Genomic DNA, 12,242 nt, shown 5'->3' with positions numbered 1-12,242 from the left:
AGCCCCACCTTCTACTCATACGTATCGATTACTTCAGCTTGAATACCGCACTCACTGGGTTATGATCGCTATTTTCAAACTTCAAATCTTTCCCTTGTACATTTACAATTTCAACATTCGGTGAAACGATAAAGCCATCAATAATCGTGACAAAGTTTTCACCTTCCACGTATTTCTTTACATCATCTCTCACAGTCATAACAGACGGATCTACAGCCCACTTAAAGCCACCATCAGTAAAGTCCTTCGGTAATTCTACTAACCACTCAGGACGCTCTTTCACAAACTTAGGATCGCTTAACTGAACGTTAGAAAGTAATTGATTCCAGTCTCCGCCCATTATGACATAATCACCATTTTCATAATGCTTGTTCATATATTTTTTTAAATATTCTACTTGCTGTTTTCTAATTTTCCCGCCTTCATCATAAGCAGACAAATGTAGATTTACGAGTCTAACAAATTTCCCATTATTAACAGGTATTTTATGTTCAACAATCGCTCGGTCTAAATCAAATAAACGCTTTGGCCACGGCTCCATTCCAGGAAGCTGAAATCTCTTCGCTGTTTGAACCGTATATTTAGAAAATGTACTTAATCCAGCTTCAGCATATCCCATTGGATTTGTTATTGGCACCGGAACCCATTTCGTATCGTAGTTCTTTCCGAATGACGAAGCATAATCAGGTAATCCTTTTTTCAAAAATTCATGCCCATTTACATCAAATGATCGCATTGATTTTATATCTGTTTCTTGTAATAGTGCAAAATCACTATTCTCATTTTGTAAAAACGAAAGCATATTCTTTAAGTTAGTTTCCGTTTGTTCTTTACTACTTGAACCAGACCCTTTTCCCCCATCCATAAAGAAGTCTTGATCCTTATCTAGTCCAGCATATCCAATATTAAATGTTGTTACTTTAAATTCATTTTCATGCGCAATTACGCGCTCCTTATTGTTTTCCACCTTCAAGCTTATAACATCAGCCGGCTGTTCTTTTGTAAGTGTCATATAAGCTAAAAACCCACCTACAACTCCCACACCTACTAAAATACATATAAGTACTATTTTTAATAACTTTTTCAAACAAACGACTCCTTTTCTAAAACATACGATTTTACTTTTCTTTATTTTCAGTTAAATAAAAAAATGACAGACATACGAAATATTTTATCACACTGAAAACCTTATATCACTATATTTAGTTTATAAGTAAGTATTCCTTATCTTAAACTATTATATAAATACAAAATGCACTAACTTCTCCACTGGAAATTAAACGCAATGTTTAGTACACTATATGTAATAATCATAGGCGATGGAGTTCGCCATAACCGCTGCTTAGCTAATGACTCCTACCAGTATAACTACTGGTAGGAGTCTATTTTTTTGAGCAAGCTATTTAAAGAGGTGAGAAAATTGATTTATATTATCGTTGGCATCGCCGGCATATTAGGAGCCCTTTCCCGCTATTATTTAGGTCTTACTATTCATGTATTTTGGCATCATTCTTTTCCATTAGCTACATTACTCATTAACTTAGCCGGCTGCTTCTTATTAGCATGGCTAACTACGTATATCGCCCGGCTAAACATCTTACCTTCAGAGGTTATCACAGGCATCGGGACTGGATTCATCGGTTCCTTTACGACGTTTTCAACATTTAGTGTAGAAACTGTGCAATTAATCAATCATTCTGAATGGAGCACGGCTTTCTTATATGTATCATGTAGCATACTTGGCGGTCTCATTATGTCTGGACTTGGCTATACACTAGGTGATTTCTTAATTAAGAAATCACTTACGGATGGTGATCACTTATGATGGAAGCTTTATTAGTGGCAACTGGAGGGTTTTTCGGTGCGATTACACGATTTGCAATTAGCAATTGGTTTAAAAAAAGAAATAAAACACCCTTTCCAATTGCTACATTCCTTATTAATATAACAGGAGCATTTTTACTCGGGTATATAATCGGCAACGGAGTCTCTACAGAATGGCAATTATTATTAGGAACTGGATTTATGGGCGCATTCACCACATTTTCGACACTTAAATTAGAGTCCATTCAGCTTCTCAATCGCAAAAAAATTTACACATTCCTTTTATATTTAAGTACTACTTACATAATTGGTATCCTATTCGCATTCCTTGGAATGAAGCTCGGTGGAATATAAAAAAGCGACTCTATTGAGTCGCTTTCTTTCATAAGAAGTATGTCCCGCCATATGGAATGGAAAATAAAGTGAAACTTTATCGCTCTTGCTTTTTTCGAAACATCGAGAAAATAGCTACGAACAAAATCGTAATAATCCCAATTAAAACAAATAAATACGCTAATGGAATTAAGTAAAATGGTTCTACTAAAGTTCCATCTGGCTTCACTTCAGAACCAATTATATTAAACATAACTATGCATAGCACTCCTAAAAATATTGGACTAGATGCTAATAAGTATTTTTTCTTCATCATAATTCCTCCTTTTTATACTCTAAAATGTCACCTGGCTGACAGTCTAAAACTTCACATATCTTCTCTAAAGTTGAGAATTTAATTGCTTTTGCTTTTCCATTTTTTAATATCGAGACATTCGCCATTGTAATTCCTAATTTCTCAGATAGCTCTGTCACACTCATTTTCCTTTTCGCTAACATTACATCGAGATTTACTATAATTGTCATAACAGAACACCTCAAATCGTTAAGTCATTATCATCTTTTATTTCACTTGCTTTTCTAATTAAATGAGAAAGTAAGGAAGTAAAAATAGATATAACGACCGAGAAGAATAAAATAAGTAACAGAATAACTAAAAAGCTCGTATGATAACTTCCAGCTGCGAAAATATATAGTAATGCTCCGATATATAAAACACCTTCAGTCATAGATAAAATACTAATCCTCTTTAATCGATTCGCATTTTTTACAGTAAAGGCTTGGTGTGAGGCAATATCTGAACATATTTTCCATCCTAAAAATAAAGCGCTAAAAAATGGAATTCCTGTAATCCAAATGAACAGTACGAATGGCTTATATAGCCCCTTCAAATTTTCTGAAACTAACAATACCGCTCTTCCCGTTTCTGGCCCAATATATATGCAGAACAATAAACCAAAACATCCGCAAAGAATGATAATTAACTTTAACCATAATGACAATTCTTTTTGTTTCACAAAAATCCACTCCTAAACTAACAGCATGTATCTATTGCTGTTTTTTCAACTTTGAAGTGATAAATCCAAATAGCAACACACCAATACCACTAAAGAACAATAGATAGCTTACTGGTACTAAGAAAAAGAACGGTTCTACAAGCAAACCATTTTCCTCCACTTTACTAGTTGCACCTTGTATTAATAAACAGGTAACTCCTAACGATATTAGTACGATAGCTAATAAAAATTTATTTTTCATAATATATTCTCCTTTAATTTCACAATTACTTTGTCCGCATTCCTTTTGCTACCCTCATAATAAGTCCCGACACATTATAAGTCAACAATTATTTATTGTTTTACGATAAATAATTGTTGACTTATACAATAAAAAGACTATAGACAATCATTGTCTATAGCCTCTTCACTCTAAAATATTCTTTTTGGAACATACACATTCTTATCGCATTATGGTAGTTGCCATCAACGAAGAACTCATCTTGCAACTCACCTTCTACTATAAATCCGACCTTTTTATAAACGTGTACAGCTTTTTCATTCTCTTTATCGACAACTAAATATATTTTATGCATATTTAATACGGAAAAAGCGTAATCCATCGCTAAACGCGTTGCATCAGCTGCATAACCGTAACCTTGGTAACTCGGATCAATAATAATTTGGAATTCAGTTCTACGGTGAATATAATCGATTTCTACTAATTCGACTAATCCCACCATCTCATTATCTTTCTCAACGATAAATCGGCGCTCACTTTGATCATGTATATGTTTATCGTATAAATCCTGCAGCTCCACAAATGCTTCATAAGGCTCTTCAAACCAATACGACATAATATGCGCGTTATTATTAAGTTCGTGTACAAACTTTAAGTCTTCCCGTTCTAAAGGACGTAATTTCAATTCCTGACTCATTTCTATAACCTCCAAAGTAAAAGAAATCTCTTCACTTAATTTCTCAATTTTTTTCGATTTCAAACGTCCTATTTACATTGTAAACTTTCAAGTAACTTGAAGGTCAAGATGTAAAAAGTAGCACAAACAAAAGTCTGCACTACTACTCCTTCTTCAAATCCCTCATATTGGATATGTATAAAGTAATGACTAAAACGAGAATAGACCCTGTCTCAAGCAGTTCATCATGGGATACAATAATGAATTGAATTAAAGCTATGATCCGGATATAAATAAAATATCGTAACGGAAAATGATAATTAGATTTGAAATACTTAATACTTAATATAACGGATCAATACAAACAAGAAATTTAATTAATCTGTTAGAAAATCCACATAGATCAGACCATTTTTACAGACCTCCTCACTAAAAAATAATACTTTCTTATAAAAATAAACACACCCCGAATTATAGGACTTTTTAAAGCACCTACAATCCAGGGTATTCTTTCTTTATTTTTGTTTCTTTTTATTATTCTATCGAGTTAGCAATTTCAATCAACTCTTCAGTAGTAAACTTACCTACATCTTTTTCACCTATTAAAGCATAATATAAGCACTTAAAGGATAGTGCACATTGGAACTCGTTTTACTTTGCGCCCAAAAACTTTGTATATAAGGGTCACCAGAATCAATACTGGTACGTAACTTTACCCCTATTAAACGTTTGTCTTTACTAATAGTACTTGTCATTGATAAATTCCCACTACCACCACCGCCAGAAAAACCGGCACTATTTGTATAAGAACCACCACTAGATCCAACATTATACTGTTTATACTTATCAACATAACTACCCGCGCTAACTGACCCTAAAGACGAAAAACCTATAAAAGTTGCTAATGCCCCAATTCCACAAATCTTTTTTGCCTTTGAATTTCCCGAAAATTTGTTAAACATGAATCACATCACTCCTTTTTAGATTTTTTGTTACAAAAACATCATAAACTAATATAAAAATTTCATGTCGAAATTTACAACTTATTAACGAAAAAATGAAAAAAATGAGGATATTTACGGTAAATTAATAAAAAAATAAATTACGCTTAATCTAGGCTAACTCTATGTAAGATAAAATATTATTACAAATATAATTTATTGCTAAAAATTAAGAAAAGGGGCTGAATTTATGAAAATACAATATAGAAAGTATGCGTCACCTTTAATCTCGCTAGCCTTATTTACTCTCATTGGTTGTGCTAATAATGAGAAAAACAACAATAAAAACGAGACATATACTTTTGAGGCTTCCAAAAAACGTGGCGATATTATTGAAAAAGACGATAAAGTTTATAACATAGAAAAATTAGATACTTTCATAGAAAACTATAATTTAAATAAAGATGATTCAGTTAGAATTACTAAATTTAATAACAAGAACGAGCCTGCTATCATTGATTTAACTGTAAAAAAAGAAAAGGACTCTACCTCCATCTATTATGATGTCGACTACACAAAAACAAATGAAAAACATAACGAAAACCAAGATATTCAATATTCAAATAATATATGTCAAAAAATAAAGAAAGATATTGAAGACAACAAAGTAACTTATAAATTAGAATGTCCTGACATTATCAATTTGATTACAGCCTCAAAATAATATCCAATCTCATTAAGGGATGGCTTTGCCATCTCTTTTCTGTTCCAGATTTCCTACACCAAACTCAAGCTGCAAATAAAAAAGTAGCACAAACAAAAGTCTGCACTACTACTCTTTTCTCAAATCTCTCATATTTGATATGTATAAAGAAATAACTAAAACAAGAATTGCTCCCGCGTATAATAACGTCTCCATTGGTTCCTCATGAGACACGATAATTAAACGAATTAACGCCGTAATTCCGATATAAATAAAATAACGTAACGGAAAATGATAATTCGACTTAAAATACTTAATAATTAATGCGATGAACTCGAAGTATAGGAAATAGACGATGATACTCTCAACTAATTTATAAGATGTATACTTCTTCGCTGAAAATATGTATTGAACAAAAGTAATCGTCTCGTTAATTAAAAAGATCGATAAAACAATGGATAATATGATTAACGCTATATTTAATATCCACTGTAAAACGCTAGCTATATAATGATCGATATTAAATGACTTCATTTTCTCTTTTAGCTCCCCTTCGTGTAAGTACTTATTCATTATAGCAAAATTATACTTACAGAAATGTTAAATCATATATGATCGTCCTCTTTCACGATTACTTCACCATTCGGATATTTATGCTTAATATAATCGCTTCCCCAATCGCAAAGCACCTTCAAACCCTTTTTTAATGATTCTCCCTGTTCTGTAAGAGAATACTCAACTTTCGGTGGTACTTGATTATATACTTTTCTAGACACAAGCCCATCTTTTTCAAGCTCTTTCAATTGCTCAGTAAGCATTTTTTGTGTAATACCAGTTACCAATCGTTTTAACTCACCCGTTCTTGTCGGTCCGCTTGTTAAATGATATAAAATGTGGGATTTCCACTTACCTCCGATCACATCCAAAACGACTTCAATTCTATTGTTATACTCTTTTTTCATATTGAACTCCTTCTGTATTTTGATAGGCACTTTCTCGTGCCTATGTCACGAGATGGTGTCTATATCACGGAAAAGTGCGTACTTTTCATAATATCTGTACTATACCATAATGATGCATGTAAGCAACTTATAACAGAGCATTAAATTAGTGGAGGTATTTTAAAATGAAAAAAGAAAATCGTACTGCAAATTTTTATGATGTGATTCGTGAGCGCCGTTCCGTTCGCTCTTATGATCCTTCAGTTACAATCTCTGATGAAGAAATTAAAGAACTTTTAGAAGAAGCAATGCTAGCACCAAGTAGTTCCAACTTAAACCCATGGCGTTTCATGGTAATTACAGATCAAGACTTAAAAGAGAAGCTTCATCCAATTGCTTTAAATCAACCACAAGTGCTAGAAGCATCCGCTATGATCGTAATTTTAAGCGAAAAGAACGCCCATGAATTCGAACATATCAATAAGGTGAATGAACGTGCAGTAGCTGCTGGATTCATGACAGAAGAAATTAAAAACAGACTGAACAAAAGTATTCGTGAGTTTTATGCACCTGTAAGTGAACAAGGAAAAAGAGAATGGCAAATGCTTGACGGTGGTTTGCTAGCTATGCAATTTATGCTTGCTGCAAAAGCGAGAGGATACGATACAGTCCCAATGCTTGGCTATAACGTTGAAGAATTCCGCAAAGCATTTAACGTTCAAGAAAACTTAACTGACGTCTTAATGATTGCATTAGGCAAAGCAAAAGAGCCAGGATTCCCATCAGTTCGATTAACTGTAGATGAAGTAACGTCTTGGAATGGCGAGTTTTAATCACCGTGTTTATCGTACTTTTGGAATGAAAGTACGATAAACACTACTAAGAAGAAAAGAGGTTTTCTTATGAAATTAAGTGTTTTAGATCAAACTCCAGTTTCAAACGGGGTAACTACTCAAGAAACTTTTAAAAATACGATTGAATTAGCACAGTTAGTAGATAAACTAGGCTATCACAGACTATGGTATTCTGAGCATCATGGTTCAGCCAATTTTGCTAGTGCTTCACCAGAAATTATGATCTCTCATATCGCATCTGTAACAGAGCAAATTCGCGTTGGTTCTGGTGGAATGATGTTAATGCACCATTCACCATTAAAGATGGCAGAAGTATTTAAAACATTAACATCTTTATATCCAGATAGAATTGATTTCGGTGTAGGTCGAGCGCCAGGTGGCAATCAATTTTCTACACTTGCATTACATGAAGGAAAACATCCAAATATGCTGAATCTGTACGATAAATTAATGGATACGATGATGTTTATGACAGAAACAATGCCTGCAGATCATTTATACAATCGCACGCTTGCTTCTCCATTAGGTGCCCCATTACCTGAAGTTTGGCTATTAGGTTCTAGTGGTAGTAGCGCTGCACAGGCAGGAAGATTTGGTATTGGTTATTCCTATGCTCAGTTTATTAGTGGGGAGTTATCTAGTGAAATGTTAGAATCTTATCTTAAAAATTTCGTCCCTTCTGAGTTTATGGTTAAGCCTAAAATAAACATTGGGTATTTTGCACTAGCAGCGGAAACTGCTGAAGAAGCAGAATATCATGCAGCTTCTTTAGATTTATCTCTATTATTTTTAGATAAAGGTAAGTACTTCCACGTACCTTCTCCTGAAGAAGCACTAAATTACAATTACACTGAAATGGACAAAATGCATATACAGAACAATCGTAAAAAATTCCTTGTTGGAAGTGCTAAAGAAGTTGCAAATACACTTCGCGAACATGAAGAAAAATTCGGAATTAACGAAGCTATGATTGGGACAATCAGTCATAATCATGACGCAAAACTACAATCTTATCGACTACTTGCAAAAGAGCTTCTATAAAAAGAAAGGCGGGAAAACAATGCTTGAAGTTTTAAATCGAATCAATGAACTAGCTAAAAAACAAAAAGAAGACGGTTTAACACAAACAGAATTACATGAGCGTAAAGCATTACGCGAGGAGTACCTTCAAATTATTCGCGGTCAAATCAGTACCACTGTCACAGGATTAAAAATATTAGATCCTTTAGGAAATGACGTGACACCTGAAAAATTAAAAGAACAACAAAAGCTATCACTAAACACAGATAACAATGCATGAAAATACCGAGACTTTTTGTTACTTAATGATTCATCTAAGTAAACATATGATCAGATGGATCATTAAGTTAACATTACATACCTCATCGACGTATCCTTCAAACTTCTAGTTCTAACTTGAAAATCTACAAACAAAAAACCATACCCCCGCCCCTCCGGCAAAGTTATGGTTTTTATCCTACAATGTCACTCTACCTATAAGTTTGCCGTGAATTCCACAAAACAGCAAATAAGGTTACTATAACCCTCAAAGAAAAGAAATCTTATTTTAACTTTCCTATTGATAGGTTAACACGATAATTCCCGTACTCTAATAGTCGTCCTAGAAATTTATCTAAGTCTTCATTGGAAGCAAAATGTGTTTTTAATAAATAACATCCCTCACCGCTTATACGGTGTACTTCAGAAATCCCTTCTTCTCCTTGAAAGAAATTCATAAACTCTTGATGATTAGCTGTTGTTACGAACAAAGTAACAAATGCAGTCACTATTTGTCCTAATTTGATTCGGTTTATTGCAATTGTATATTGTTCAATAATCCCTAAATCCTCTAATCTCCGAATTCGATTTCCTACAGCCTGCCCCGTCATATGTATTTTCTGACCAAGTTCTTTCCATTGTATTCTTGAGTTTTCTCCTAATAATTTCAGTATCTCAAAATCTGTTTGATCAATGATATAAACCAATCCTTTCACCGTGAAAGTAGAAATCCCGAAAGTGTTTCGCCAACTTATTCTGCTTATCGATACAATTCACTATACTTAGTTTATCCTCTTACATCACATTGTTTATCAGTTATATTTACTTATAACACAGAGGACGCAACAAAAAAATACATCTAGATTTAAAGGAGGTTACAAATATGTTATTACAAGAGATTTTATCCTTCAATGAACAATTTGTAGAAAATAAAGAATACGCTCCTCGTGAAGCGACAAAAATGCCTAAAAAACGTATGGTTGTTGTTTCTTGTATGGATGCTCGCTTAATTGAGCTACTTCCAAAAGCTTTAGATATACACGATGGTGATGCAAAAGTTATCAGAAATGCAGGTGGTAAAATTGCTTCTCCTTTCGATAGTGTTATGCAAAGTGTTGTAGCATCAGTATATGATTTAAATGCAGATGAAATCTTCCTTATCGGACACCAAAGATGTGGTGCGAGTCAAACTAATCCAAAAGGAACACTTCAAAAAATATTAGATCGTGGAGTAGCTTCACCAGAAATTTTATCAGCGATTGAATATGCTGGTGTTGACCTTGAAAAATGGTTATTTGGATTCGATGATGTCAACGGTTCAACTCAAGCTAATGTTGATTTAGTAAGAAATCATCCACTTATTCCAAAAGATGTTCCTGTACATGGTTTAGTTATTGATCCTCACACAGGTAAATTAGATTTAATAGTTGATGGATATAAAGCATTAAATGGTATGAAAAATTAATTATTACTTAAATGAAGGGAAGTTATTAGATATGAATAGACAAGAAGCTACGCAAAAAATTATGGAAGCAAAAATTGCAAAAGGTTTAACATGGGAAGAAATTTCAAAAGTAAGTGAAAACTCTGAGACTTGGGTTGTAACAGCGTTATTAGGACAAGCTACAATGACACGTCCAGAAGCAGAAAAAATCGGTAAACTATTAGAATTAGATGAAGAAGTAGTTCAAGCATTAACAGTAGTTCCACTTAGAGGTCAAGTAATGCAAATGCCCCCTACTGACCCAATCTTATATCGATTATATGAAATGATGTTACAATACGCACCAACTCTTAGAGAATTAATTCTAGAAAAAGCTGGCGAAGGTGTAATGAGTGCAATTAACTTCAATCTAGGTGTGGACACACAAGAAGATCCAAAAGGTGGCGACCCTCGTATCGTGATTACACTTAACGGGAAATTCTTACCGTTCCGTACATGGTAATTAATTAAAAATCTATCTATATAATTAAAGTAATTTTATAGATTTACAAAATCCATCCTTTTTAATCTAGCTGTGTAGAAAGGATGGATTTTTACTATGAGATTCTTTTTATACAAGGGAGAATAATATGAATAAAAAATACGTCGATACGAGCTTTAGTATTCTACAGTGGTTTGTGTTTTTATTAGCAAATGCAATTGCATTGCCTATCATTATTGGTGGCATATTCCATTTATCAATAGAAGATATCTCAACATTAATGCAACGAACTTTTTTAGTTGTAGGAGTAAGTTCATTTATACAAGCATGGTTTGGGCATCACTACCCCATAGCGGATGGGCCAGCCGGTTCATGGGTAAGTATATTTGTCATATTGGGACAAGTCGCTATGCATCAGGGACAAAGTGCAAAGGATGTATTACAACTTCTAGAAGGCGGATTAATTATTGCAGGTATATTACTCTTCGTCCTTGGTATAACAGGGCTTGCTCATCGAATTCTACGTTTATTTACACCCTTGGTTACAGGAACTTTTCTTTTAATATTATCTCTTCAGCTTAGTGGTGTGTTACTAAAAGGAATGATGGGATTACAAGGAGCTGTAACTCATCCTGATTATACAACGGCTGCTATTGCGCTCTTTGTTTTTGCCCTTATTACTTTCTTATCAATTAAAGGGAACGGATGGATGAAAAGTTACGCTGTGTTACTTGGAATTTCATGTGGTTGGCTTTTGTATGCTGTATTAGGAAAATCATCTCATATGCCTTCACACACACCGTTAGTTAAGTTACCAGAGCTATTTTCTTGGGGCACACCTAGATTAGATATTGGAATGGCTCTAACTGCAACTTTATTTACATTTCTTTTAGTTGCAAATACAATCGCTGCTATTTCGGCTGTAAAACAAGTGGCTCCGTCATCTAAAGAAAATGAAAAGCAAATACTGAACCGCGGCGTGTGGGCCGGAGGTATATCGCATATTATCTCGTCGTTGTTTTCTACAATTGGAATTGTACCATTACCTGCATCAGCAGGATTTATTCAACTAACAGGACAAAGAAAAGTGAAGTCGTTCCTTATAGCAAGTCTTATATTAGCAGGAATTTCTTTTATTCCTTCAATTGTAAACTTTATATCCTTGCTACCAGGTCCTATTGCTAATGCCGCACTTTTAGCAACATTTGTCCAAGTAATAGGCATTTCATTTCAATCCATTTTACGTGAAGAATTAAATCAACGCCAATTAACTATATTAGGAATTTCATTATTAATCAGTTTGGGTATAATGTTTCTTCCAGAAAGTGCATTTAGCGGAATTCCTTCTTCCTTACAATATGTTTTAAGTAATGGATTACTTGTGGGTACCATGCTTGTCATTCTATTGGAACAGTTTTGGAAAGAGTAAAATTTGTGACTAAGTAAAAAAGCGCCCTGTTTACAGGGCACCTTTTTATACCTAATGACTAATACTAGCAGTTGGGTATAATGTTGTTCCTCCAATTGAAAC

At 33.8% G+C, this 12,242-nt stretch carries 19 protein-coding genes, 1 pseudogene and 1 riboswitch; of the genes and pseudogenes, 9 read left to right on the top strand and 11 right to left on the bottom strand.

From position 1 onward, the window contains the following. Window positions 1–28 precede the first annotated feature (28 nt). Window positions 29–1,087, bottom strand: coding sequence for an endonuclease/exonuclease/phosphatase family protein (locus I6L50_RS07345; RefSeq protein ID WP_219300999.1), 1,059 nt, complete (start codon window positions 1,085–1,087; stop codon window positions 29–31). A 219-nt stretch (window positions 1,088–1,306) separates the two neighbouring features. Then, window positions 1,307–1,366: riboswitch (Fluoride riboswitch) on the top strand. Between the two features lie 54 nt (window positions 1,367–1,420). Between I6L50_RS07345 and crcB (I6L50_RS07340) the strand changes: the two genes are divergently transcribed. Then, window positions 1,421–1,825 carry a fluoride efflux transporter CrcB gene (gene crcB / locus I6L50_RS07340; RefSeq protein WP_219301294.1) on the top strand — a complete coding sequence of 135 codons (405 nt, stop codon included), beginning with the start codon at window positions 1,421–1,423 and terminating at the stop codon, window positions 1,823–1,825. Beyond that, window positions 1,822–2,178 carry a fluoride efflux transporter CrcB gene (gene crcB / locus I6L50_RS07335; RefSeq protein ID WP_088040406.1) on the top strand — a complete coding sequence of 119 codons (357 nt, stop codon included), beginning with the start codon at window positions 1,822–1,824 and terminating at the stop codon, window positions 2,176–2,178. Before crcB (I6L50_RS07340) ends, crcB (I6L50_RS07335) begins: the two co-directional genes overlap by 4 nt. Window positions 2,179–2,254: 76 nt before the next feature. On the opposite strand, the gene I6L50_RS07330 is transcribed toward crcB (I6L50_RS07335), so the two are convergent. From I6L50_RS07330 to I6L50_RS07300, 7 genes and pseudogenes are all read right to left on the bottom strand, one after another. Further along, window positions 2,255–2,470: a DUF3955 domain-containing protein gene (locus I6L50_RS07330; RefSeq protein ID WP_219300998.1), complete on the bottom strand. Its 216-nt coding sequence runs from the start codon at window positions 2,468–2,470 to the stop codon at window positions 2,255–2,257. Beyond that, window positions 2,470–2,682 carry a helix-turn-helix domain-containing protein gene (locus I6L50_RS07325; protein WP_219300997.1) on the bottom strand — a complete coding sequence of 71 codons (213 nt, stop codon included), beginning with the start codon at window positions 2,680–2,682 and terminating at the stop codon, window positions 2,470–2,472. Before I6L50_RS07325 ends, I6L50_RS07330 begins: the two co-directional genes overlap by 1 nt. 11 nt (window positions 2,683–2,693) lie before the next feature. Continuing rightward, window positions 2,694–3,173, bottom strand: coding sequence for a DUF2975 domain-containing protein (locus I6L50_RS07320; protein ID WP_219300996.1), 480 nt, complete (start codon window positions 3,171–3,173; stop codon window positions 2,694–2,696). A gap of 31 nt (window positions 3,174–3,204) precedes the next feature. Beyond that, on the bottom strand, window positions 3,205–3,414 hold the full coding sequence (locus I6L50_RS07315) for a DUF3955 domain-containing protein (RefSeq protein ID WP_219300995.1): 210 nt from the start codon (window positions 3,412–3,414) through the stop codon (window positions 3,205–3,207). A gap of 154 nt (window positions 3,415–3,568) precedes the next feature. Next, window positions 3,569–4,090 (bottom strand): spermidine N1-acetyltransferase, encoded by a 522-nt coding sequence (gene speG / locus I6L50_RS07310; protein ID WP_002112781.1) that lies wholly within the window; start codon window positions 4,088–4,090, stop codon window positions 3,569–3,571. 142 nt (window positions 4,091–4,232) lie between these two features. Continuing rightward, a pseudogene (locus I6L50_RS07305) lies at window positions 4,233–4,421 on the bottom strand (phosphate-starvation-inducible PsiE family protein); the annotation flags it as partial. Window positions 4,422–4,671: 250 nt separating this feature from the next. Beyond that, window positions 4,672–5,031 carry a hypothetical protein gene (locus tag I6L50_RS07300; protein WP_257475356.1) on the bottom strand — a complete coding sequence of 120 codons (360 nt, stop codon included), beginning with the start codon at window positions 5,029–5,031 and terminating at the stop codon, window positions 4,672–4,674. 229 nt (window positions 5,032–5,260) lie between these two features. On the opposite strand from I6L50_RS07300, the gene I6L50_RS07295 reads away from it, so the two are divergent. Then, entirely contained in the window at window positions 5,261–5,734 is a 474-nt protein-coding gene (locus tag I6L50_RS07295) for a DUF4362 domain-containing protein (protein ID WP_219300994.1), read from the top strand. 108 nt (window positions 5,735–5,842) lie between these two features. Here I6L50_RS07295 and psiE read toward each other — a convergent pair whose 3' ends face one another. Together psiE and I6L50_RS07285 are read right to left on the bottom strand one after the other, a co-directional pair. Beyond that, window positions 5,843–6,247, bottom strand: a complete 405-nt coding sequence (gene psiE / locus I6L50_RS07290; RefSeq protein ID WP_016121029.1) for a phosphate-starvation-inducible protein PsiE — start codon at window positions 6,245–6,247, stop codon at window positions 5,843–5,845. 71 nt (window positions 6,248–6,318) lie between these two features. Next, on the bottom strand, window positions 6,319–6,675 hold the full coding sequence (locus I6L50_RS07285; protein ID WP_016121030.1) for a winged helix-turn-helix transcriptional regulator: 357 nt from the start codon (window positions 6,673–6,675) through the stop codon (window positions 6,319–6,321). A 164-nt stretch (window positions 6,676–6,839) separates the two neighbouring features. Here I6L50_RS07285 and I6L50_RS07280 point away from each other — a divergent pair, with 164 nt between their 5' ends. From I6L50_RS07280 to I6L50_RS07270, 3 genes are all read left to right on the top strand, one after another. Continuing rightward, window positions 6,840–7,487, top strand: coding sequence for a nitroreductase family protein (locus tag I6L50_RS07280; protein ID WP_219300993.1), 648 nt, complete (start codon window positions 6,840–6,842; stop codon window positions 7,485–7,487). Between the two features lie 69 nt (window positions 7,488–7,556). Continuing rightward, window positions 7,557–8,549 (top strand): MsnO8 family LLM class oxidoreductase, encoded by a 993-nt coding sequence (locus I6L50_RS07275; protein WP_219300992.1) that lies wholly within the window; start codon window positions 7,557–7,559, stop codon window positions 8,547–8,549. 19 nt (window positions 8,550–8,568) lie between these two features. Continuing rightward, complete coding sequence (locus I6L50_RS07270; protein WP_219300991.1) at window positions 8,569–8,808, top strand: DUF896 domain-containing protein; 240 nt, start codon at window positions 8,569–8,571, stop codon at window positions 8,806–8,808. Between the two features lie 262 nt (window positions 8,809–9,070). On the opposite strand, the gene I6L50_RS07265 is transcribed toward I6L50_RS07270, so the two are convergent. After that, a complete protein-coding gene (locus tag I6L50_RS07265) occupies window positions 9,071–9,502 on the bottom strand; it encodes an Lrp/AsnC family transcriptional regulator (protein ID WP_219300990.1) in 432 nt (143 codons plus the stop codon). A 167-nt stretch (window positions 9,503–9,669) separates the two neighbouring features. Between I6L50_RS07265 and I6L50_RS07260 the strand changes: the two genes are divergently transcribed. The 3 genes from I6L50_RS07260 (at window position 9,670) to I6L50_RS07250 (ending at window position 12,140) form a co-directional block, all read left to right on the top strand. Next, a complete protein-coding gene (locus tag I6L50_RS07260) occupies window positions 9,670–10,251 on the top strand; it encodes a beta-class carbonic anhydrase (RefSeq protein ID WP_219300989.1) in 582 nt (193 codons plus the stop codon). Window positions 10,252–10,282: 31 nt separating this feature from the next. Next, window positions 10,283–10,732: a cyanase gene (gene cynS / locus I6L50_RS07255; RefSeq protein ID WP_001081567.1), complete on the top strand. Its 450-nt coding sequence runs from the start codon at window positions 10,283–10,285 to the stop codon at window positions 10,730–10,732. A gap of 127 nt (window positions 10,733–10,859) precedes the next feature. Beyond that, window positions 10,860–12,140, top strand: coding sequence for a purine/pyrimidine permease (locus tag I6L50_RS07250; RefSeq protein WP_219300988.1), 1,281 nt, complete (start codon window positions 10,860–10,862; stop codon window positions 12,138–12,140). Window positions 12,141–12,242: the final 102 nt, after the last annotated feature.

Source organism: Bacillus sp. FDAARGOS_1420 (assembly GCF_019344915.1).
In the GTDB taxonomy this organism is placed as follows: Bacteria; Bacillota; Bacilli; order Bacillales; family Bacillaceae_G; genus Bacillus_A; species Bacillus_A mycoides.
Note: the sequence above shows the minus strand (reverse complement) of the source record. Positions and strands in the feature narration are given on the sequence as shown.